Source organism: Paenibacillus diazotrophicus (genome assembly GCF_042610465.1).
The window spans coordinates 203,669-225,869 of record NZ_JBGJZN010000004.1; the positions used below are offsets into that span (position 1 = coordinate 203,669).

18 protein-coding genes and 1 riboswitch are annotated in these 22,201 nt (G+C 49.8%); of the genes, 13 read left to right on the plus strand and 5 right to left on the minus strand.

The genetic code is table 11. The features are described 5' to 3' along the window. Positions 1–24 precede the first annotated feature (24 nt). The 9 genes from ACAN54_RS17780 (at position 25) to ACAN54_RS17820 (ending at position 9,679) form a co-directional block, all read left to right on the plus strand. Positions 25–765, plus strand: a complete 741-nt coding sequence (locus tag ACAN54_RS17780; protein WP_379158039.1) for a TerC family protein — start codon at positions 25–27, stop codon at positions 763–765. Between the two features lie 238 nt (positions 766–1,003). After that, complete coding sequence (locus ACAN54_RS17785) at positions 1,004–2,212, plus strand: HpcH/HpaI aldolase/citrate lyase family protein (RefSeq protein WP_379158042.1); 1,209 nt, start codon at positions 1,004–1,006, stop codon at positions 2,210–2,212. Positions 2,213–2,288: 76 nt separating this feature from the next. Continuing rightward, positions 2,289–3,584 carry a phosphoribosyltransferase family protein gene (locus ACAN54_RS17790; RefSeq protein ID WP_379158744.1) on the plus strand — a complete coding sequence of 432 codons (1,296 nt, stop codon included), beginning with the start codon at positions 2,289–2,291 and terminating at the stop codon, positions 3,582–3,584. Beyond that, a complete protein-coding gene (locus tag ACAN54_RS17795) occupies positions 3,581–4,735 on the plus strand; it encodes a cysteine protease StiP family protein (RefSeq protein WP_379158045.1) in 1,155 nt (384 codons plus the stop codon). The genes ACAN54_RS17790 and ACAN54_RS17795 overlap by 4 nt, the downstream gene beginning before the upstream one ends. Further along, the gene (locus ACAN54_RS17800; RefSeq protein ID WP_379158048.1) at positions 4,732–5,565 is read left to right on the plus strand and encodes an HAD family hydrolase; all 834 of its coding nucleotides are present in this window, start codon (positions 4,732–4,734) and stop codon (positions 5,563–5,565) included. The genes ACAN54_RS17795 and ACAN54_RS17800 overlap by 4 nt, the downstream gene beginning before the upstream one ends. Next, positions 5,562–6,617, plus strand: coding sequence for an ATP-grasp domain-containing protein (locus ACAN54_RS17805; protein WP_379158051.1), 1,056 nt, complete (start codon positions 5,562–5,564; stop codon positions 6,615–6,617). Before ACAN54_RS17800 ends, ACAN54_RS17805 begins: the two co-directional genes overlap by 4 nt. A 39-nt stretch (positions 6,618–6,656) precedes the next feature. Continuing rightward, positions 6,657–7,367, plus strand: coding sequence for a hypothetical protein (locus ACAN54_RS17810; RefSeq protein ID WP_379158054.1), 711 nt, complete (start codon positions 6,657–6,659; stop codon positions 7,365–7,367). A gap of 14 nt (positions 7,368–7,381) precedes the next feature. Then, positions 7,382–8,482, plus strand: a complete 1,101-nt coding sequence (locus ACAN54_RS17815) for a toxic anion resistance protein (RefSeq protein WP_379158057.1) — start codon at positions 7,382–7,384, stop codon at positions 8,480–8,482. A 390-nt stretch (positions 8,483–8,872) separates the two neighbouring features. Beyond that, positions 8,873–9,679: a formate/nitrite transporter family protein gene (locus ACAN54_RS17820; RefSeq protein WP_379158747.1), complete on the plus strand. Its 807-nt coding sequence runs from the start codon at positions 8,873–8,875 to the stop codon at positions 9,677–9,679. A gap of 190 nt (positions 9,680–9,869) precedes the next feature. Here ACAN54_RS17820 and ACAN54_RS17825 read toward each other — a convergent pair whose 3' ends face one another. Continuing rightward, positions 9,870–10,313, minus strand: coding sequence for a rhodanese-like domain-containing protein (locus tag ACAN54_RS17825; RefSeq protein ID WP_379158060.1), 444 nt, complete (start codon positions 10,311–10,313; stop codon positions 9,870–9,872). A 120-nt stretch (positions 10,314–10,433) separates the two neighbouring features. Between ACAN54_RS17825 and ACAN54_RS17830 the strand changes: the two genes are divergently transcribed. Next, positions 10,434–11,306, plus strand: coding sequence for a LysR family transcriptional regulator (locus ACAN54_RS17830; RefSeq protein ID WP_379158063.1), 873 nt, complete (start codon positions 10,434–10,436; stop codon positions 11,304–11,306). A 127-nt stretch (positions 11,307–11,433) separates the two neighbouring features. Here the strand turns inward: ACAN54_RS17830 and ACAN54_RS17835 are convergent, their stop codons facing one another. Together ACAN54_RS17835 and ACAN54_RS17840 are read right to left on the minus strand one after the other, a co-directional pair. Continuing rightward, the gene (locus ACAN54_RS17835) at positions 11,434–13,587 is read right to left on the minus strand and encodes a TPM domain-containing protein (RefSeq protein WP_379158066.1); all 2,154 of its coding nucleotides are present in this window, start codon (positions 13,585–13,587) and stop codon (positions 11,434–11,436) included. A 189-nt stretch (positions 13,588–13,776) separates the two neighbouring features. Beyond that, positions 13,777–13,920, minus strand: coding sequence for a hypothetical protein (locus ACAN54_RS17840; protein WP_178382584.1), 144 nt, complete (start codon positions 13,918–13,920; stop codon positions 13,777–13,779). A 265-nt stretch (positions 13,921–14,185) separates the two neighbouring features. On the opposite strand from ACAN54_RS17840, the gene ACAN54_RS17845 reads away from it, so the two are divergent. Both ACAN54_RS17845 and ACAN54_RS17850 read left to right on the plus strand, forming a co-directional pair. After that, on the plus strand, positions 14,186–17,320 hold the full coding sequence (locus ACAN54_RS17845) for an EAL domain-containing protein (RefSeq protein WP_379158069.1): 3,135 nt from the start codon (positions 14,186–14,188) through the stop codon (positions 17,318–17,320). A 228-nt stretch (positions 17,321–17,548) separates the two neighbouring features. After that, positions 17,549–18,361: a class I SAM-dependent methyltransferase gene (locus ACAN54_RS17850; RefSeq protein ID WP_379158073.1), complete on the plus strand. Its 813-nt coding sequence runs from the start codon at positions 17,549–17,551 to the stop codon at positions 18,359–18,361. Between the two features lie 27 nt (positions 18,362–18,388). Here ACAN54_RS17850 and ACAN54_RS17855 read toward each other — a convergent pair whose 3' ends face one another. Continuing rightward, positions 18,389–19,483: a GGDEF domain-containing protein gene (locus ACAN54_RS17855; protein ID WP_379158076.1), complete on the minus strand. Its 1,095-nt coding sequence runs from the start codon at positions 19,481–19,483 to the stop codon at positions 18,389–18,391. Positions 19,484–19,771: 288 nt separating this feature from the next. Beyond that, a riboswitch (purine riboswitch) is annotated at positions 19,772–19,871 on the plus strand. A gap of 127 nt (positions 19,872–19,998) precedes the next feature. Here ACAN54_RS17855 and ACAN54_RS17860 point away from each other — a divergent pair. Continuing rightward, positions 19,999–21,423: an NAD(P)/FAD-dependent oxidoreductase gene (locus ACAN54_RS17860; protein ID WP_379158079.1), complete on the plus strand. Its 1,425-nt coding sequence runs from the start codon at positions 19,999–20,001 to the stop codon at positions 21,421–21,423. A 166-nt stretch (positions 21,424–21,589) separates the two neighbouring features. Here the strand turns inward: ACAN54_RS17860 and ACAN54_RS17865 are convergent, their stop codons facing one another. Further along, positions 21,590–22,189: a nucleotidyltransferase family protein gene (locus ACAN54_RS17865; protein ID WP_379158082.1), complete on the minus strand. Its 600-nt coding sequence runs from the start codon at positions 22,187–22,189 to the stop codon at positions 21,590–21,592. Between the last annotated feature and the right edge of the window lie 12 nt (positions 22,190–22,201).

Here is a 22,201-nt window from a genome sequence, read left to right on the forward strand (position 1 = left end):
CTATTTTACCGGAGGCATATTGGAATGGACTGGTTCAGCGATTTTTTTAGGAGTATCAGTGATAACTATGGGCATTTCTTCTCGTGGAGCGATATTGTAGGCACACTCTCTGACCCTGTAAGCTGGGGGATCATTGGGAGTCTGGTGCTGCTGGAAGGTCTGCTCTCCGCAGATAATGCGCTCGTGCTTGCGGTTATGGTCAAGCATTTACCGAAAGAGCAGCAGAAGAAGGCATTGTTCTACGGGATTCTAGGGGCTTATTTATTCAGATTCCTGGCCATTGGCCTTGGAACCTATCTGATTAAGTTTACGCTCGTGAAGGTTCTGGGTGCACTCTACCTCTTCTATATTGCCTATAAGGGATTGTTTAAAGGCGGAGATGACGGTGAGACGGAGAACAAAGGCACTTCATTCTGGCGAACGGTGCTGATGGTGGAGTTAATGGATATTGCGTTCAGTATCGATAGTGTCGTGGCAGCCTTCGGACTTAGTGACAAAGTATGGGTATTGTTCATGGGCGGTATCCTTGGCGTGTTGATGATGCGTGGAGTGGCGCAGCTGTTCCTGAAGCTGATTGCTAAATTTCCTGAACTGGAGCAAACAGCGTTTCTGCTCATTGCTATTATTGCCGGCAAGATGCTGGCGGGAGCTTTCGGTTTTGAAATGTCGCATGTGGTATTCTTCACGATCCTGATCTCAGTGTTTGTGGGAACGATATTGTACAGCTCCGGCAAGCGGAAGAAAGAAGCGAACCGCAAGGCTTAAGCATGTGGAGGCCAAAGAAGATCATAAGTGTTTTATAGGGGATGGGGAGTGCACAGGGAAGGTGCGCCTCTCTCATCTGCCGGGTAATCGTATAGGTTATAGCTTGACCCTTTGCTTGTATTTGAGAAAGCCGGATGCCGTCCCCGAGAGGACGGCACAGCCGGTTCTACTGCTCTTTATAAGGAGAGGTTTATTTGTTGTATAGCGGTTTTTCGTGAACCGATAAGGGGGAAAGGCCTTGAGATACTTCGATTATCTGACCAAAGAGCAAGAAACGTCCTTATTCTATTCTCCGCCTGTTTCGTTTGACTCCACTACACCCAAGGAGCTCTTGGCTAATGCGGTTGGTGCTGCTCTGTATATGCCGGCTACCCGCTCCAGTGTCGCTGAAGATATCTTGAAGCTCAAGGCTTCGGGTTTGGTGACTGTAATTATGGATCTGGAAGATGCGATTGGCGACGGCGAAGTTGATTTTGCCGAGGAGTCTGTGGTTAGACATCTTGCTTTCCTGTCCGCGTATGCCGACAATGAGCCCGATCTACGGAACAGTCTTCCGCTGCTGTTCATCCGTGTACGTAATCCGGAGCAGCTGCAGCAGCTGATATTCCGGCTGGGAAGCTTGATTACCCTGCTAACCGGCTTTGTTTTCCCGAAATTTACCTTGGAGAACGGTGTGGAATATTTCGAAGCCATTGCTGATTATAACAGTTCCCGCAGCTATTCGGCGCCTGTGCTGTACGGAATGCCGATTCTGGAGAGTGCACCAATTATTTACCGGGAAAGCCGGCTGGACACCCTGCTCGGCATCCGCGCTTTACTGGGAGAATACCGTGATTATGTGCTGAATGTGCGCATTGGGGCGACTGACTTCTCCAGCCTGTTCGGGCTGCGGCGCAGTCCGGATATCAGCATTTACGATCTGACACCGATCCGCGACTGCATCTCGGATATTATCAATGTGTTTGGCCGGGTGGAGGAAGGGTACGTCATCTCGGGACCTGTATGGGAATATTTTGGGAATAAGGAACACCGGGTGCTGCGTCCCCAGCTTAGACAGACCCCTTTTGAAGACACCTATGGTAAACAGGGCCGCGAAATTCGTGAATCTTATATTAGCAGGTCAGTAGATGGGCTTATCCGTGAAGTGCTTTTGGATAAGGAGAACGGAATTGTCGGCAAAACGATCATTCACCCCTCCCACCTTAGACCAGTACAGGCTATGTATACCGTCATGCACGAGGAATATGTGGACGCCTTGAGTATTGTGGAGAGCAATGATGGCAGCCGTGGTGTGTTCAAAAGCGAATACTACAACAAGATGAATGAAATTAAGCCGCATTTGAACTGGGCAAAACGTATCTTACTACGATCTCAAATATACGGGGTGTTACATGAACAACAGCATTTTGTCGGACTACTGCCCGAGAACGAATACACACACGTTTAATATCGTCGAGAACCTGCAGGTCAAGGTAACTGAGACCTCCAATCCCTTTCATATGCCGGTTGCCACCTTATTCTCCATGGCAGCCCGCATCAATAAAAAACGTTCGTTCCTCTTTGTCAGCAAGGTGCTTGGTAAGCACATTCCTGTGAATCCATATACTCCGCTGCTCAGCGGAGCTGCGTTGGCGCTGCTGCTCTACCGGGAGATGAGCGGAGAAGCTTCGGATAACCTGATGATGGACAAGCTTCTGAATCAAGCGGTTCAAGGCCTGATTCATCCGGAGCATGCGGAAGCGGCTTATGTTGATCTGCTCGAAGCCAGGCTGGTTCTTCCTGAGCGTGTTTTATTCATCGGCTTTGCGGAGACGGCTACGGCCCTGGGTCATAGCATGTACAACATGTTTGCTGCAGGTGCCTCATATATTCATACTACACGTGAAGATATTCCAGAGCTTGTATCGGTAGTCAGCTTTGAGGAAGAGCATTCTCATGCGGTTGATCATTTATGTTATGCCTTGAATCCTGAGCTGCTGTCCGGGGAAGAGCCGATTGTGCTGGTGGACGATGAAATTACTACCGGCAATACAGCGATCAATACCATTCGTGATATCCAGTCCAAGTTTCCGCGTAAGGAGTATGTAGTTGCTTCACTGCTGGATTGGCGCAGCGACTCCAATATTCAGGCCTACCGTAATCTGGAACAGGAGCTGGGCATCCGTATTCGGGCCTTAAGTTTGTTGCAGGGAACGATAGAAGTAATAGGCACACCAGAGCTCGACCTGGTGGATTCAGGACTTCACCCTTCCGCTGCCGCTGAGGCTCCAGTAATCCTTACTTATGTGCAGGATGGTCTCGAACGGTTGAATGTGAGTTCCACGGATTCTTTAGGAGAAATCAATGCTTCACCCTATCTGAGACAGAGCGGCCGTTTTGGATTGGAGTCCCGGGATAACAGACAACTGGACCAAGGGGCTGCGCGGGTAGCGTCACAGCTTCGGGCTCTTCGTGAAGGGACAACTGCGCTTGTGCTTGGTGTTGGCGAGTTCATGTATCTGCCCATGAGAATTGCAGCCGAGATGGGTGAAGGGGTGAAGTATCAATCTTCTACCCGCAGCCCGATTCATCCCGACCGGCATCCGGACTATGGTGTACACAGCGCAGCGGCGTATCCTTCAGCAGGCGATCCTGGAATTACCAATTATATCTATAATGTGGACCCTGGACAGTATGATGATATTTTTGTGCTGCTTGAGCGTGACGTGCCCCTCGGGAGGATTGAACCGATGACGGATATTCTGAAGCGGCTGGCAGGGAACAAAGTGCATCTGGTTATACTTGCCTTGGATACAGAAGAGGGAGGTTTGATCGGATGAAGGGAACAGAACTTGATAAGATCATGAATAAAAGAATAGCATCTCCTGTACCGCTGGGAAGTTATCCCCCGGACGATGTTACGTTCCTGCTTAAGGATCTCAGCGATGTGTCATTGGAGCGTGCGACTGCTGAACGGGAAGAGGCGATCCAGTCCGGTGTGCATTATTCTGAAATGCTCCCGGTTGAATATCAGCCGACAGCCCAGTATATTGAACTGTTCCATGAGACGCTTCAGCAATCGGCGGAGAAGGTGGCACGGGCGGTCGCGGTGGTCTCCGAAATGATTGTAGCTCAGCGGGGGACTGAGAATACTGTGCTGGTATCACTGGCGAGAGCGGGCACTCCTATTGGGGTGCTGATTAGACGCTATATCGCTGAGCGTTACGGAGTGAACCTGCCTCATTACAGCATATCGATTATCCGGGGCAAAGGCATTGATGAGAATGCCATCCTCTATATGCTGCAGCAGCATGGGACGGATGCCAAGCTGCAATTCATTGACGGCTGGACCGGTAAAGGCGCCATCCGCCGGGTGTTGATAGAGGCTTGCAGCAGCATGTATCAGAAATATGGAATTCTTCTTAGTGATGATCTGGCAGTACTTGCCGATCCGGGGCATTGTTCGGCTACTTTTGGGACGCGGGAGGATTATCTGGTTCCGAGCGCGTGTCTGAACTCTACGGTGTCCGGCCTTATGAGCCGTACTGTTCTGCGGGACGACCTTATTGGACCAGAGGAATTCCATGGTGCCAAGTTTTACAAGGAGTGGCTGGAGGAAGATCTCTCGAATGTGTTCATTGAGGCGATCACACCGTATTACCCTTCTGTAATGGAGGAAGCGCAGGCCGTTGCTGCAGGTATGCTGGCTTCTCCTCCTGAGATTACATGGCAGGGGCTGCGTGACATTCAGAGCATTCAGGAAACGTTCGGTATAGCGGACATTAATCTGGTGAAGCCCGGGGTCGGCGAGACCACCCGTGTATTGCTGCGCAGAGTACCGTGGAAAATTCTTGTCGATACTATGGACAATCCGAATCTGCGCCATATCCTGCTGCTGGCGGAGGACCGCGGTGTTCAAGTTGAGGTGTTCCCCGGCCTTACTTATTCCTGCTGCGGGATTATCAAGCCGCTGAAAGGGGAGAGTGAATGATCTACGCCAGCGATCTGGACCGAACCCTGATCTACTCCCCTAGTGCGCTAGGTGTTCCTGAAGCTTCTCTGGGGCTTGTTCCGGCCGAGGTAATCGACGGGAGGACGGCATCCTATATTTCGCAGCATGCACTGGAGCTGCTTAAGGAGCTTGCAGCCCATATTGTATTTATGCCGGTAACCACACGGACCCTGGCACAGTACAGGCGGATTAACCTGTTCCAGGATACGATCATTCCCGATTATGCAATAACCAGTAATGGCGGAAACATTCTGGTGAATGGGGTAGTGGATCAAGAATGGCGGACAGTTCTAGGCAGGCTGGTAGAGCAGGGGTCAGCGTCCGCTGAGGAAGCCCGGAGGCTTGTACGGTCTGTGGTCCGGACAGAATGGATCATCAGTGAGCGGTATTGCGATGAGCTGTTCTACACCTTTGTGGTTCATCGTGATTTGCTGCCGCTTGATGAAATCACAAGAATGGCGGAACATTTGGATGAAATGGGCTGGAAGGTCTCGCTGCAGGGCCGCAAGCTGTACGTAGTCCCCTGGGCAGTCAACAAAAGCGATGCTATCCTCCATGTGCGGCGTACCGTTCATTCTGAGCCAATGGTTGCTTCAGGCGATTCCCTGCTGGACAAAAGCCTGCTTGCAAGCGCCGATTACGCTATCGCCCCATGCCATGGAGAAATATTTGCCGAGCAGCAGGCAGGTCTAGTAAACTTAGATTATCCTTTTACGAAGAAGGCCGGTGTATTTGCCGGTGATGAGATTATGGAATACGTACAGAGGCTGTACAATAATTTGACAGCACTAGGAGTTGGGCCACAATGAAAAAGGTAAACATTTATTTTAATCGGTGGTTTTCTGTGGCTTTTCATTATATGAACCTCATCCGCAATAATGAGGACGGCATCCCTGTTCAAATCTTCGCCACCCACCCCGACATCCGGCATATGTCGCTGCAAGGCGCTGATGTTGCCGGAACAGAACCGGAGCTGGAAGGAATCGAATATGTGCAGTTCTGTGTAGATTTCTGCCGCACTAATGAGATTGATATTTTTATTCCGCGGCTGCACATGCTGGATATCGCCTTGCACGCCTCAATGTTCGATGCCATAGGCACTAAAGTGCTTGTCTGCCGTGATCTGGATCTGCTGGAGAGAATTATGGACAAGGGCAAATTCTATGAAAGTGTCCAAGAGACGGGTATTATGACGATCCCGCATTACCATGTGGTCAGTACAGCAGAGCAGTTCCAGATTGCTTATGAAGATCTTGTAGCCAAAGGGTACCGGGTGTGCTTCAAACCGACCGAAACCGAAGGCGGGCTTGGCTTCCGTATCATTGACAATACCCGCAATCCTTTGGAGGAGCTTTTTGGCCATGTTACACCATACATATCATTTGAGGATGCGCACCGAATACTCTCCAGTGCGGATTCTTTTCCGAATCTGATGGTGATGGAGCTTCTTGAAGGTTTGGAGTACAGCATTGACTGCCTAGCCGACGAGAACGGCAGACTGCTGGCAGCGGTGCCGCGCCGTAAGGCTGGCGGGCGCTTGCGGCTTATGGAGCATATTCCTGAGCTGGAGCAAATAGCTTCACGGGTAGCAGAGGCTTACCGGATTCCCTACAATTTCAATATCCAAATGAAGTATAGCGGCACGACCCCCAAGCTGCTTGAGATTAATCCCCGGATGTCCGGCGGGCTGCATATCTCCTGTCTGTCAGGAATTAATTTCCCGTACCTGGCGGTCAAGAGCGCACTGGGCGGTGAGGTTCAGCCAGCAGGATTCGCCGGCAATGTGCTGGCCAGCCATGTGGAGCAGCCGCTGATCATGAGAATAAACGGTGAATCCGTTATCACGGATGCCGTGAACTAGAGCGGCAGTTCATAAGCCTGCTCACAAGAGGTGAGAACAATGCAAATGCAAAAGAAAGTATTGTTGTACGGTGGAGCAGGGTATGTTGTTGCCTTGCTGACAAGTGCTTTTGTTCCTGAGATGATCTCGCTGCTGTTGCCGGTAGCCGGTGCAGGAGTAGCGATTATGGGCGGCAGGCAGCGGATTAACTTGCCGGCAGAGGTCCTTCCCGCCGGACAGCGGGATGGGGAAGAAGCGACCGCCCCTTCACCTGCAGTCCGCAGCCACGAGGCAGTCAGTGCTTCAAGCGGGTCTGCGGCTGCAGAGGGACAAGCTTTTGCCGGACGGGAGAGATCCGGGATTCAGATTGGGGCGGAATTCGCTCCCGTGGTCGAGTATCTGAGCATTTTGGAGGATATGATTATTTCTGAAGGGCAGAAGGATACGCTCGACAATGAGATTGTCGAGAAGTCACTGGCGCTCTTTGCCAGGCTGCAGCGAATCATTCCTTTGCTGCAGGAGCTGGGCAATGGGGAGATTAATCATACCGTCCGCAGACTGGTGCTGAAAGATCTCAATGGTGTGATCAATCCGTTTCTGCGCCTGGGCGGTGAAGCCAAGACAAGAAACCGGAGAATGCTGCTGAACGGTCTGCGTGATGTTGATACCAAGATTTCGGATATCGCCTCAACGATCGAGCATAAAGACCTGATGGAACTTCAGACCAAGGCGGAGCTGATTCATCAGCGTTATAGCAGTTCCGAATTATAGGAGGAGGGAAGCCCATGTCCACGCAGTTGATTGAGCTCAAAAAAGAAGATGAACAGAAGGTTGTAGAAGAAGCTTCGCAGCTGATTGAGAAAGTCGCCAAGACAGACACCGTTGCCCTGGATTCTTTGATGGATGATATAGGCAAGCTGGGAGTGAAGACACAGGAGAAGGCCGGGCAGACTCTGAAGCTGCTGGACCGCCCGGTGAATGATCTGATGTCCGGCAAACGGGTAGAAGTGCCGAACATGATTATGAAGCTGCGCAATGAGTGTGAGACACTCCAGCAGAGCAAGAACGTCAGTTTTTTTGGCAAAATGCTCCGCAAGAGCCCGCTCAAAAATTACGTATACAAGTATCAGTCCGTCCGCACGAATATTGACGCGATCGTAACCGGGTTACGTGACGGACGCGATACGCTCGAAGAGAGCATCGTCAATATGCGCCAGCTCAAACGCACCTCTATGGAGGAAATCTATAATCTGCAGACCAAAATCGCCTTCGGCAACAAACTGAAGGAACTGTTCGAGGTTGAAATCGCCAAGCCCGAAAATGAGTTCCGCAAGGCGTATCTGGAACGCGGGCTGCGCAAGGTTATGGTCCGTATCCAATCCATGACCGAAATGATTCTCCTCTACAACCAGGCGATTGCTGCTACCGATATCATCAACGATAACAACGATAAGCTGATCGATTCTGTAAACAACGCGATTGATAAGACCTCGAATCTGATTACAGTGTCGGCGATGATAGCCATGTCTCTGGCCGATCAGGAAAATGTTATCTCTGCAGTAGAAGCGACGAATAAGACGATAGAGGATCAATTCAAGGAGAATGCGCGTCTGCTGCGTACCACTACGGAGAAAACGACAGAACTGCTCTCCAAGCCTTCTATGTCGCTCGAAGCTGTTAATCAGGCTATTGGCGATCTGCTGAGCGCTCTGGATACCTCTGAACAATCCAACCGCCGGATCATTGAGAGCTGTCAGGACTATACATCCAAAATGACAACCATCAATACGCAGCTGAACAACCGCCTCGGCTTGAATGAAGGTGCACAGCCACAGGCCTTGAAGCAGGCGGGCACGGACAGTCAGCTTAGCAGCTTTTTAAACTGAGATCCTTGTAATTAAGAGGAATGTATTTATAGCGAGAGCCTGCTGAGTACTCAGTGGGCTTTTTGGTATTCAATCATAATCCCTCTCACCTCCACATAAGTTGTCACTGAGGCGGCATACGGAGGAAGTGGGGATAAGCGGATGATTCTGGGGTGTTTGATACTGGTGCTTATCGTCGTAGCCAGCAATGAGAAGGCGGAGTCTATAGTCAGGTTGAACGATCCGGGCGATGACCTTTAAAGCAGCAGTGCAGGGTTCTCCGTTGAAATCAAATAAATTTTAAAATAATCCGTGGTTCAAGCAATTTCCAGCGGTTTATTGGGTATAATAACCTGGAGGCTGTCCATCAGCCTCACATTGCTGAAAATACGAAGTTACTGCGGAGGTCACATGGAGAACGAGGCGCTGCTGCAAGTTGAGAAATTGGCTCTGAAAAAACAGAAGATTTACAAGCAAAGTATTCTCCGTTATATCGCCAGAGCAATGCTGGCCAGCATGTTCATTGGATTCGGCGTCATCGTAGCGTTCAAAACCGGTAACTTTTTCTACATGGAGCACTCGCCGATGACGTATCCGATGGCTGCCATTACGTTTGGAGCGGCGATCATTCTGATCTCCTATGGGGGAGGCGATTTGTTCACCGGAGACACCTTTTATTACACGTATGCCGCCTTAAGACGCAAAATGCAGTGGACTGAGGTTGTGCGGATGTGGGTCATCAGCTACATCGGTAATATACTCGGGGCTACGGCGTTTGCGCTGCTGATTTTTTTGACAGGGTTGTTCTATGATTCTAGTGTGAACGGATTTCTGCTGAATGTGGTGGCTCATAAGATGGAAGCCCCAACGATGCAATTATTCTTCCGTGCAATTCTTTGTAACTGGCTGGTATGTCTGGCCTTTTTTGTCCCTATGTCGATGAAAAGCGATGGAGCCAAAATGTTCGCTATGGTTCTGTTCGTCTTCTGCTTTTTCATTTCCGGCTACGAGCACAGTATCGCCAATATGTGTACGTTTGCGATTGCACTTGTGCTGGATCATCCCGGTACGATCTCCTGGGGCGGTGTTGTGCACAACCTGGTTCCGGTCACTCTGGGGAATCTGATCGGCGGAGGCGTACTGATGGGCGTTATGTATTATTATGTGAATAAACCGTTTCTGGATGAGCACCACGATGAGCCTAAGGATACGCACTAATAAAGAGAGATTTAGTCACATGGTCATCGGCTCTCTAGTGTACTGACCGGCCGCATTATGGGCATCAACCTAAGTCTAAGCCCCCAATAAGCCCGCTTCCACCTAACCGTGGAGGACGGGCTTATTTGTTGTTATGTCATTTCCATTTCCGCAGGAAATAGCTGTCTGCCAATCAGGGTGGATAGAGCGTCTATACCTGCATCGTATAGTATAACGGCGCTTTCTCCCTAAGCGTGCCTTCCAGGGCCCCGCCTTCTTTGCGCCAGTACTCGATGCCTCCGAGCATTTCCTTCACGAGGTAGCCCTGGGCAGCCAGTCTGGCAGCGGCTTTGCTGGCTCCGTTACAGGCAGGACCCCAGCAATAGAGCACCAAGACTTCTCCGGCGGGGAACTCAGGGGAGCTGCTGCTAAGACGGCCCGACGGCAAGGATACGGCTCCTGGTAGGTGGGCTTCCTCATAGGAACGGGTGTCGCGAACATCTACCAGCGTAAACCCAGTGATACCCTTTTGCAGATCAAACGCCACATCGGCCACATCGGTTTCAAAGGAGCTTTTGGCTGTGAAATAGTTCAGTGCTGCTGCAGGTTCGGCTGCTGGTGTAGCCAATACCTGTGATTTGGGTGTAAGGTTCATAAAGATTCCTCCTTGGGGATTATAGGGTTGGCTATATTGTATAATGATTCTATAATTACAGTTATCTATAGTATTCGAGGATAAGTATCGAAAATTTCGATAGTTCGGGAGAAAAATGCAATGGAACTTACCTATTTGCGGACCTTTTGTGAAGTAGTATCCAGTGGCAGTTACACGCGGGCAGCAGAGAAATTAGGTTATGCCCAATCGAGTGTAACAGCGCAAGTTGCCAAGCTTGAGGAGATGTACGGGGCGGTCCTGCTCGAGCGTTCAGGACGGGGAATGATCCCGACATTTGCGGGGAATAACCTTCTGCCGTATGCCCGGCAAATGCTGGCGCTTAGTGAAGAGGCTAAAGGCATGATAGCTGGCGGGGACAGGGGCATACTGAACATCGCGGCTATAGAGACTCTTGCAGCGTATTACTTGCCGCATCGGCTTCATCGCTATAGAATCCGCTATCCAGACGTGCAGCTTCGTGTTCAGCCCGGCTCGGAGGAAGGGATTATTACGGCGGTCAAAGATAAATCAGCCGATTTCGGACTGATCTTTGACGTGGCGTATGTGTCTGATGAGCTTACCGCTCTGCCGCTGCGCCAGGAGCCGCTATATGTGGTCACCCATCCGGGGCATCCGCTTGCGGGGGAAACAGAGGTTTCTCCTAACCTGTTGGCTGACGTACCGTTAGTGCTGACGGAGGATACATGTACATACCGCAGGCAGTTGCTGCACGAGCTCAAGGCAGCAGGCGTTGCTCCGCGTATAGACATGGAATTCGGTAATCTTGAAGGCATCAAGCAGGCAGTGCGGCATCAGTGGGGGATAGCCTTCTTGCCACGCTATGCCATTGAAGAGGAACTGCTCTCCGGTGTATTACGCGGAATACCTCTGAGCGGGAAGCAAGATGAATTTTATATCCAGCTCATCTACCGTAATGGGCGCAGGCTATCTCCGGCTTTTGAGCACTTTATTGCAGAGATATGTCAGCAGTAGGGTAGCCTTGATTCCAGCCGTACTTCGCTTGTTCATTTTACAAATTCAACTGATATAGTGCATTCCGGCAAAAAACAACACCTCCGCCCAGAAATCGTGCGGAGGTGTTGTCGATTCTGCTAGTGTTCTACCATTTGGAGCCGCCGGAGGAGTTCCCTCCGGATTTGCCTCCCCCGCCGCCCCAGGAAGAGCCGCCGGAGGAGTTGCCTCCGCCGAATCCGCCACCCGAAGAGGATGAGTGCCGGCGCGCCGCTTCCCGGCGCTGCTGTTCCTGCAGTATGGCCAGTTGTGCCAGACGCTCCTCTTCTTCTTTCTGTCGTACAAGCCGGTTCGCTTCCTCTACGAAAGAGGAGATCCGGGAAGCATAGGAGCGTCCTGCCGCTTCCAGCTCATCAAGGTTGTAAGGACGGGAAGCCAGCCGCTGTTCCAGTTCAGCATACTCCGGCAGCAGAGAGAGCTCGAATCGGCTTCTGGAGACGATTCCTTTGCTATGCAACCGGCTCTGGGCCATATCTACCTGTGATTGCCCCTCAGACATAAGCCGGGTAATCTCAGACAATCGTTGATTCAATGTGCTCAGACTCCCGCCAATTTGATCGAATTTCTGTACAGTCTCCTCCTGGAGCTGAAGCAGCCGATCCAGACCGCTGCGGGCATTATCATATTCCCCCCGCTGGTCGCTGGTCCAGGTTTCAATCTGCGGTACCTCACCTGCACCCTGCCGGAGCTGCGCTCCTGCTGTCTCAAGTGCTTCTTCAAGCGGGCTTAGATGATGCTCCGCGAATCGGCTCCGGGCTTCAGCGATCTGACTCTGCAGCTCATTGCGGCGCTCAGACAGCCCGTTCCAGCGGCCGCGAATGGTATCCAGATCTCTCAGGTTATTCTTGCGGATCATTGCCTGCCGTTCCGTCATCGCGACAGCTTCGCCAAGCAAAGCATCCATTTGGGCAGCAATTCTGCGTACCTCATCCATGTCTCCAAGACGCAGAGGCGCTTCAAGCGTTGCTGCGGCTGCGGCGGCCTGGTCCAGACTGTCATAAGGTCTTACCTTCATATTGTGGAGAGAGTTCTGTTCGATTAGTGTGGCGATTTTGCTGCGCGCAGCTGCTACGACCCCAGGGAATTCATTTCGTTTATCGTCGTAAATATCAACATCCCGCAGATCCTGCTCAATCTGTTCCTGCCGTTTCTGGGCTTGCTCGGTCATGTCCTGTGCCGCAATCGGGTCGAATAGTTCCAGTTCATCCGCTTTGGCGGTTTCTTCTGCCAGTTCCTGCAGATCCTCAGCGATTTCCTCCAGCGCATAGCCGGTCTCCTTCACGGCGCTCTGGAGATGCTCGTTCAATTCGGGCGCATCCTTCTTCAGCTCTGTAATCTGCTGCTTCACGTTGCGGTCGGCATCACTGATTACAGCAATACGCTTCTCTTCTTCTTCAAGCTCGGAACGGAAGGCCGCTTCGGTCTGCTGCAGTGCTGAGTTAGCTTCTTTGAGGGCCTTCAAATGGTAAAACGGGGGCAGAGAGCCTTGGCCGGAGCTTTGCAATGCGGAGATTTCCACCAGCTGGGCAGACAGCCGCTTGGAAATTCCCTCAACCATCTCTCCGGACTTCCCCTGAACGATACCCTGGAAGGGCTGAAGGGATTCGAGGGCATGATTGGCTCGTACCATTAGGTCTGCCAACTGCTCCTGCTGGCTACTAAGCTGTCTTCTTCTGCGAAGACCAGTTAACAGCACATATAGCACGAGTGCAAGTAATACAACTCCAATGGCGATAGCGGCTAGCTTCAGCAGCCCAACGCCTGAACTGCTGCTCTCTTCACGTCCCGATGCTAAGGAATGGAGCTCCTTAATCACGGAGCGGATGCCTCCGGCAAAATCGCCCTTCTGTGCATAAGGAATGAAGTACGTATCCAGTATTTTTGAAATAGCTGCAGTTCCCACAGCTCCGCCGTGCGCTTGCGCCCAGGAATCAATATATCCCTGAAGCCCGGGGTTCAGGAAGTTCAGTTCAACCTGCTGATCTTCGGCAGAGATAAGGAGGAGGACATCCCGCGGTTTTAAGGCCCAAGATTTGTATACGTCTGTAGCATAGGCGGAAGCCATGGCCCCGTCCAGGGAATTCACGGTCAACACCCGAAGGGTATAGAGGTCACCTTCAGCAATAGCTGCAATGTCAGCCGCTTCCTGACGGGTGAGCAGACCGGCTTTATCGGTAACCATACCCTGCTGTGCAGGAATTCCCGCCGCGTACATATTAGGCATCCCTAGGAGGCTTAACATCAGGAATAAGACAAAAATTTTTTTCAAAGTGGCACGCTCCGATCTGAAGGTTGTCTAGTGTACTGTATATTATGCTGATAATTATACTACATCATTAAACCTCTTACGCCCACTTGCTTGAGATGCGGCATCCGAAGAACCAAAAAAGCCGTATTCCCTCAAGGGGAATACGGCGTAACTGCAGAACTGCTATCTGGTTTGCAGACAGAGTATATATTGTAATCGGGATTTGATTTCTTTTTGCCATTTCAAATCTCCAACTTTTACAGCAAGATTGAGCAGATCCAGATAATCGTCAACCTTAAGTGTCGTCCGGGTTGTGGCTGCGTTCATGGTTGTTCAGTCTCCTTTATTTCAATAATGATAATCATTATCAACCGTTACTGCTATTATCCACATTTTTTACCTAAAAAGCAATATAAAAAATAAAGGATTTACATTTTTTTTGATAGAGCTGGCATTCAGCAGGATTTGCATAATTTCTCGCAATTGCAGGAGCTGCCAGCAGGAAATAAAACGTTTTTTGTCGAATAAAGTTTGGTACAACTGATGGCGTGAAGCATACATATTCTACTATTCTGGAAAAAGGAGAATTGCGATGAAGCGGTATACATTCTTGCTTCTAATTAGCATTATGCTCATGCTTGCGCCCCCTGCATACGCTCATGCCGAAAGACAGGAAATACGATACCAGGCAGAACTTGATTATCCGCCCTACAAGTATATGCAGAACGGATACCTGACCGGCTTCGATATGAACCTGACGAGTATGATATTTGAGAAGCAGGAGTATCTGGTTCATTATAGTACCGGCGATTGGGAGAATACATATAAGCGGCTGACGCGGGGAGAAATAGATACTACAGGTCTTATGGCCATAACCGAGCAACGGAAGAAAGAGATCCTCTTCTCCAAGCCCGTATTCAAAAGCTATATATCTGTGTATTCCCGCAAGACGCTCCAAGAAAAAGTTAAGCTGAACACTCTAAAGAATTACATAGTTGGCGTCGGCAAGGATCAATATTCCGAGGCCATTCTGCGCAATGAGACAGATGTTTCACAATACATAGAATATGCAACCGTACCAGAAGCGCTGGAAGCCCTGCAGAAAGGTGATATTGACCTGCTTTTTGAGAATCAGGGAGTGGTCGACTATTTAATCGTTGAACAGGGCTTGACCAGCAATATAGTCCGGAAAATAAATGGTTTATACCCCTTGGATGTCGCTTACGGCGTCAGCAAGTCGGAACCGCAGCTCGTCTCCTATATTAACCGCCGGTTGGACCGGCTAGAGCGGTCAGGGGCTTTTGAAGAGCTGTATCAGCAATATTTTTTCACCCATTCCGATCACTACAGATCGATGATTCGCAGCCGGATGATATCTGGAATGCTAATTGGTATATTCCTCTTGATCACGGGGATTGTTGCGATCAGGGTATATATCAGGCATCTCCGGCGGACCATTCATTCCGAACAGGAGTTCTTCGGGGATGTCATTGAACACAGTGGTATGATCGTGTGGGCAGTGCATGCGGATAAGCGGGTAGTACGGTTCAATCAATATGCAGCTGCGATGACCGGACTTAGCGAGAAGGATGTGCTGGATGTGAGCCTCGATGAGATTTCTGGCCTGGGTAGGGGGACAGAAATGCTAAGAGAGCTTCTGATCAGAGCCGTACATAAGGATTACGTAAGTAATGTGGAACTGAAGCTTCCGGAACATTCAGGCGAAGCGCGATATTTCTCGTTCCGGACGACACTGATCCGGGGAATGGACCCGCAGGCCGAGGATATATTCGTGCTGGTCGGGGTGGATATTGAGGAGAGCAAGCAGAACGAGCTCAAGCTGCAGCACAGTTATGAAGTGCTGGAGGCTACCTACGAAGAGTTGTCGGCGACCGAGGAGGAATTGAAGGATCAACTCAGCAAGCTTAGCGTAAGTGAACGCCGGTTCCGGCTGGCCTCAGAAGGCTCGGGTGCGTATATGTGGGAGCTTGATTACGAGAGTGGTATGTATAGAATGTCAGAGCGCTGGTATGAGGTCATGGGCTACACGGAAGGAGAGATCAACAGCTATGAGGGCGGTGCTCTCAGCATCATCCATCCCGACGATCAGGAGCCTGCACACAAAGCCCGGCAAGATCATTTGGCCGGATTGACCCCTATCTATGAACTGGAGTACCGGATGCGTACTAAGGATAACCGTTATATCTGGTTTGAAGTGCGCGGTAAGGCTTTTATAGAACACAAAGACAAAGTTAGGATGTTCCTGGGCTCCTTGATCGATATCAGCAAGCGCAAGCAGGCCGAATTCCAGCTAAGCAACAGTTACCAGGAGCTTGAAGCTACTTATGAGCAGCTGACAGCCACTCAGGATGAGCTTGTAGGCCAATATGATATGCTGCTGGAGAATCAGAAGAATATGCACCGTTTGGCGTATATGGATTCTCTCAGTAATCTGCCTAACCGTATTCTTTTGCTGGAGACCATGGAGCGTTATTTCCAGCGTCCTGAAGGCAAGGCAGCGTTACTGTTCGTCGATACGGACAATTTCAAATATATCAATGATACGCTGGGTCATAAATCCGGAGATATCCTGATTCGTCAGGCCAGTGAACGTTTGCAGTCGGTTGTGCGCGAAGGGGACATGCTGTCCCGGCTTGGCGGTGATGAGTTTGTGGTGTTTATCCAAGACGCAGAGGACCGCACAGAGATTCTGGAACTGGCAGAGCGTATTCTTCGGTCCTTCCGCAGGTCATTTCTCATCGGAGAAAGTAATTTGTATGTTTCCGTGAGCATTGGGATTTCCTTCTACCCGGAGGACGGTGAGACTACCGAAGAGATTCTGATGAGTGCCGACGTTGCCATGTATAGAGCCAAAGAGGAAGGGAAAAGTACCTTCGTGGTCTATGACAAGTCGATGCATATGCCGTTCAATGAACGGATGAACATTGAGAAACATCTGCGCAGTGCGATGATTAACAATGAATTTGAGCTGCATTACCAGCCGCAGGTGGATATCCGGACAGGTCTTATCTCGGGCTTTGAGGCGCTGATCCGCTGGAACAGTCCGGTCTTGGGCTTTGTATCCCCGCTATCCTTTATCAAAATTGCCGAAGATTCCAGACTAATAATCTATATCGGGGAATGGGTGCTTAAAGAGGCCTGCCATTTCACGAAAAGCATAAATGACCGGACGGGCTTGCCCTACAAAATTTCAGTAAACATATCTATTATTCAGTTGCTGCAGGAGGATTTTGTGGAGATTGTGCTGGACAGTCTGAGGGAAAGCGGCCTTGCGGCCAACTGTCTGGAGCTTGAAATTACGGAGTCGATCTTCATGGAATCTTTTGAAAACACAGTTAGCAAGCTGGAATTCCTGAAATCGCGCGGGATCCGCATTGCTCTGGATGACTTTGGAACAGGTTATTCTTCATTGAGCTATTTGCAGCAATTGCCAATCTCTACACTCAAAATGGACAAAATCTTCATCGACTCGCTGGTGGAGAAGGGCTACAGCCAATCCTTTGTGCAGACCATCATCATTCTCGGGCATAAAATGGGCCTGGAGGTTGTAGCTGAGGGTGTGGAGGATGCCGACCAGCTGGCGTTCCTGAAGGAAGCGGATTGTGACAAAGTACAGGGTTATCTCATTAGCCGTCCGGTGCCGCAGCACAAAGTCATTGAGCTACTGGAGCCTCAGAGACGCCATGGACCCGGATATCTGCAGTAAAAAGAAAATAAGGTTAGACAAGCCAGCTATATAAATTGCGGCAGCCTTGGACGAATAAGGTCCTGGACTGCCGCTATTTTTCTTCAGGAATGAAGAAATGATAACAGACCGGAGTGGGATAGTTTAGGTATATTTGTTCTTGGGGGAATGGTACATTGTTTTGGGATAACGGGCAAGTCGGGATATACGTTTAGGCTCATATTATTTATATTGGGAGATGGTAACGATATGGACAAGAATACTGCTTATAGAACAAATATTATAGGTGCTGGCGAGGTTGGGAGCGCTATCCCGGCCGACATGGACAAGGAATCTATACATAAGACAAACAGCATCTTTTGGGATACCAAAGGAAATGAAGTCTTAGGGGCAACTGCGCTTCCGTTATATGGAGCATTTGTCTCTGAGGAAAAATGTCAGCTTTTTGGCGAGATCTCAGGAAAAAAGATACTGGAGATCGGCTGTGGAAGCGGTCAATCCTTGCAGTATCTGGGGGACCGCCAAGCCTCTGAACTATGGGGTATGGATATATCAGACAAACAGATCGAAAAGACCACACAACATTTGACGTCGTGCGGTCTTTCAGCAACATTGATCTGTGCGCCTATGGAAGATAAATGTGGTATACCGGAGGATTATTTTGACTTCGTGTATTCGATCTATGCCATAGGCTGGACTACCGACCTTGAGGGTACTTTCAACCGGATCGCTTCCTACCTGAAGAAAGACGGCATCTTTATTTTCAGCTGGTCTCATCCTATACACAAATGTGTTGCTGCAGAAAATAATAGGCTTGCCTTTAAAAAAAGTTATTTTGATGAATCCTGGTATTCGGTATCCCTTGAAGAAGGTACGCTAACCTTATCGGACCGCAAACTATCGACCTATATCAATGCGCTCTCCAAAGCGGGATTTGTAATAGAGCAAATGATTGAGGAGTCGGATGATGACATCATGCAGGCGCGGGACGACAATAGTGATTTTGCCAAAAAAGCAAAGATGCTTCCTGTAACTTTTGTAATCAAAGCAAGAAAACTATAAAGATCTAGAATGTATGAGCAGTGGTGTTCAGGCAACAACAACTTTGTTCTTTCCTGAATTTTTAGCCTCGTACAGTGCATCGTCCGCCCGCTGAAAGGTGGAGCTTTTGGAGTCCTTGCCCATGTAGTCATGCATGCCGATGCTTACGGTGATCGAAGCGCCCTCCATTTCGGCAATGGGCATCTCGGCAACGGCTGTCAGAATCTGCGTCATGATCTTGTGGGAATCCTCCAGCTTCTTGGCCGTCAAAATCACTGCAAACTCTTCTCCGCCATATCGGGCGGCAAAATCATCCGCACCTATATGCTTCAGGACCGTCGCGGCAACCTGTTTCAGCACAATATCTCCGACCCAGTGTCCATACTCATCATTCACTTTTTTGAAATTATCGATATCCAGAATAGCCAGCTGCATCGGAAACGGATTACTCTGCTGGTGCTCAATCAGCCAGCCGAGATATTCGTGAAAAGTTTTGTGGTTATACAGATCTGTCAAAGGATCAATCTTGGACAGCCGGTCCATAATGATATTCTGAATGCGCAGCTCCTGCTCCGACTTAAGCGAGTTCTCCAGAGATTGCATCAGTTCATGCCCACGGGCAATGATACCGAAGCCTGCAAGGGCAGCCCCTGTCAGGATTAGGGCAATCATAATATTCTGGATATGCACGGTATAGTTAGAAGCAGACGTATTAAGGAACAGCAGGATCATGTACATTAGACAAAGAGTGGACGTGACTTTTAAATAGCTGCTTTTTAAATAGAGCATAGAGACCAGCAAAGGGATGAGCATGATCAGCGGCTTCACATGGAATGTGTTACTGGTATTTATGATTATCAGCAGGGCGATCAAATGGCTGGCAATAATGATAGAAAGTTCTGATAACAGAGGACGCCATTTATAAATGGCCTCCAGGGTAAGCAAGAAACTCAAGAGGATAATGTCAGGAATCAGTACATTATGGATCAAGAAGCTATTACTTGAATAGTAAGGGTGTTCCCCGCGCATGGATAGGGAGATAGTGATTTGAGTGGCCAGATAGACAAGCAGTACTACCCAGAATGCATTAAGGATCAGCCTGTTCCAGTACGTTTGGTGAGGAGATGGCGGTGGAATATGCATAGGATGTTCCTCTTTTCCAGTGGCAATGTATCTATAGATTCGACAAAACTCTCCCTTTTCCTCCAATGAGTTAATGAGGCGTTTGTACTATATATCGGAGCCTGAAGTCATCTGTCTGAGTTATATTTCGCCAACAAGCACAAGGCAGGTGTACTGCAATGTTCGTGTTTAGGGATGTGTTATTTTCATTTTTAATAATTAGTAGGCATATGAAGTCAAAAACACGAATTATATACATCCAACTCCCTTGACACATTCGCATATGTTCTGTAATATTCCTATTGGCTGATAAATCAGTGATTAGCTGTTCGTATATCCTCAAAGATAAGGTTTGAGGGTTTCTACAGGGAACCGTAAATTCCTGGCTACGGATAGGGTGCTTTTAGCATACCTATGAAGTGGTCAGGATTTTTTTGTGCTGCGTTATAGAAGAACTATAATTACCGCAGAAACGGATACCGCTCTTGCTAGGGCGCCGCGAGGCCCGTTTCATCTTGGGAGGAACAGAGAAGCCGATGAGTAAATATGATGTGATTGTTGTGGGTGCCGGACCAGCCGGAATCTTTGCCTGTTATGAATTGACGCGTAAAGCCCCTGAACTGAAGGTGCTCCTGGTAGATAAGGGACATGACATTTACCGGCGCAATTGCCCCATTCTAGAGGAGAAAATCAAACTTTGCCCTCCAGCCTCGGGACGCAAGGAATTCGCCGGCTGTCTGCCTGCCTGTTCGATTACCGCCGGATTTGGGGGAGCAGGTGCCTACAGCGATGGCAAGTTCAATATCACCACGGAATTCGGCGGGTGGATGACCGATTATCTGGCACCGTCCAAGGTGCTGGAGCTGATCCAGTACGTAGATGATATCAATCTGGAGCATGGGGCTACACCGGCTATTACTGATCCGACAACAGAGAGCATCCGGAACATCGAGCAGCGCGGATATGCCGCCGGGCTGAAGCTGCTGCGGGCACAGGTACGCCATCTCGGAACTGAACAGAACCTGGAAATCCTGAAATCCATATATGAATATTTGAAGACACGCATAGATATGCAGTTCAAAACTGAGGTTCAAGATATCATTACCGTTAAAGAAGAGGGCAAACACCGGATTACAGGCATTGTGCTGAAGAATGGCGAAAGCTATGAGGCGGGTAAGGTGATGATCGCCCCAGGGCGTGATGGTTCGGCGTGGCTGACGGATGTACTGAAGAAGCGCCGGCTTAAGATGTACAACAATCAGGTCGATGTCGGTGTAAGAGTGGAAACGTCGGACGTCGTGATGCGGGAAATTAATGAGCATCTCTATGAAGGAAAGTTCATCTTCAATACCTCTGTAGGCACACGTGTCCGTACATTCTGCAGTAATCCTTCCGGTCATGTTGTCGTGGAAAATCATAGCGGAGTAATGGCGGCCAACGGGCATTCCTATAAAGACCCTGCGCTGGGCTCAATGAATACCAACTTTGCGCTGCTGGTCTCGCATACCTTTACGGAGCCTTTTGATAAGCCGAACGAATATGCGCGGGAGATTTGCAAGCGGGCCAACGACCTGTCCAGCGGCGGTGTCATTGTCCAGAAATATGGGGATATTCTGCGCGGACGGCGCTCCACTGAAACCCGGATTAAGGAAGGATTCCTGGAACCTACGCTGAAGGAAGCAGTACCTGGTGACCTCGGTCTGGTGCTTCCGTATACAACGATGAAGAGTCTGATTGAAATGGTAGAGGCCTTAGAGAAAGTCACCCCGGGTATTGCCTCTGAGCATACGCTCTTCTACGGCGTGGAAGCGAAGTTCTATTCAGCCCGGCCGAAATTAACAGAGAAGCTGGAAACAGAAATTTCCGGCCTCTACTGCGGCGGTGACGGAGCAGGCATCACCCGCGGATTGGCCCAGGCCGGAGCGGCCGGGGTCTGGATTGCCCGCGGTATGCTGGAGTAAGATCGGGTCTTAATCATAGATCGAAAGTAACCATCATAAGAAGAGCTGCCTCATGCACAAGTAATTGGCGATGAGGCAGCTCTTTTTTTGGGGGATACCAGAACGCTCGCTGGCGGGAGTAATCGTGGGGTGGCAGGTAGCGGCCGGAAGCCAGGGGGAAGGTTGATTAATCCTGTATGGGAAGGATTTGAAGCTGATTCCAGATCTGCTGCCAGTTCTTCTTGGCGATCCGGGTTTCATAGATCGGATGCAGCTCCCGGTTGGCCCTGAAATGCGGGGAGGGTCGGACGATCATATGGATCACATCCGAGACTCCATGCGGTGCGGCCAGCCTAAGCTCCCCGTGGTCATCCATAGCAAGACCCAGCGCGGTCACTGTCTCGGGGAATTTGGACATGCCGTCCGTGGAGGAGGTGTATGGGGGGAGGGAGTTCACGCTATGCATTCTCGCCTGATTTTTGACCGACCAGGGAATCGAGGAGTATATACTCCGCAGCTTCTCTTCCCAGACCTTCTCGACTTCCTCCCGGGTGTCGTCCGGGTCGTAGTAGATCACATCCACATCCGCTAAGGGTGTTCTCTCTGCAAAGTTATGTTGCATATCCCAGACCTTGGAGCGGACGAATCCGGCACATACCCAGGAGTCCGTTAGTTGCAGCTCCCTTACAGCCGCCAAAATATCCATCATCCAGTGATCTTCTTTCACCGCCTGCAGCAAATCCTCTTCATGATGTATCCGCAGCATCAGCACCTCCATGAATTTCATACCTTACTTTCA

Coding starts and splice junctions, on each gene's coding strand:
- ACAN54_RS17780 (WP_379158039.1), top strand. CDS start 25: ATGGACTGGTTCAGCGATTTTTTTAGGAGTATCAGTGATAACTATGGG.
- ACAN54_RS17790 (WP_379158744.1), top strand. CDS start 2,289: ATGGCAGCCCGCATCAATAAAAAACGTTCGTTCCTCTTTGTCAGCAAG.
- ACAN54_RS17865 (WP_379158082.1), bottom strand. CDS start 22,189: ATGAAATTCATGGAGGTGCTGATGCTGCGGATACATCATGAAGAGGAT.
- ACAN54_RS17815 (WP_379158057.1), top strand. CDS start 7,382: ATGTCCACGCAGTTGATTGAGCTCAAAAAAGAAGATGAACAGAAGGTT.
- ACAN54_RS17855 (WP_379158076.1), bottom strand. CDS start 19,483: ATGCATATTCCACCGCCATCTCCTCACCAAACGTACTGGAACAGGCTG.
- ACAN54_RS17820 (WP_379158747.1), top strand. CDS start 8,873: ATGGAGAACGAGGCGCTGCTGCAAGTTGAGAAATTGGCTCTGAAAAAA.
- ACAN54_RS17840 (WP_178382584.1), bottom strand. CDS start 13,920: ATGAACGCAGCCACAACCCGGACGACACTTAAGGTTGACGATTATCTG.
- ACAN54_RS17825 (WP_379158060.1), bottom strand. CDS start 10,313: ATGAACCTTACACCCAAATCACAGGTATTGGCTACACCAGCAGCCGAA.
- ACAN54_RS17860 (WP_379158079.1), top strand. CDS start 19,999: ATGAGTAAATATGATGTGATTGTTGTGGGTGCCGGACCAGCCGGAATC.
- ACAN54_RS17810 (WP_379158054.1), top strand. CDS start 6,657: ATGCAAATGCAAAAGAAAGTATTGTTGTACGGTGGAGCAGGGTATGTT.
- ACAN54_RS17795 (WP_379158045.1), top strand. CDS start 3,581: ATGAAGGGAACAGAACTTGATAAGATCATGAATAAAAGAATAGCATCT.
- ACAN54_RS17805 (WP_379158051.1), top strand. CDS start 5,562: ATGAAAAAGGTAAACATTTATTTTAATCGGTGGTTTTCTGTGGCTTTT.
- ACAN54_RS17830 (WP_379158063.1), top strand. CDS start 10,434: ATGGAACTTACCTATTTGCGGACCTTTTGTGAAGTAGTATCCAGTGGC.
- ACAN54_RS17845 (WP_379158069.1), top strand. CDS start 14,186: ATGAAGCGGTATACATTCTTGCTTCTAATTAGCATTATGCTCATGCTT.
- ACAN54_RS17850 (WP_379158073.1), top strand. CDS start 17,549: ATGGACAAGAATACTGCTTATAGAACAAATATTATAGGTGCTGGCGAG.
- ACAN54_RS17835 (WP_379158066.1), bottom strand. CDS start 13,587: ATGTTAAGCCTCCTAGGGATGCCTAATATGTACGCGGCGGGAATTCCT.
- ACAN54_RS17800 (WP_379158048.1), top strand. CDS start 4,732: ATGATCTACGCCAGCGATCTGGACCGAACCCTGATCTACTCCCCTAGT.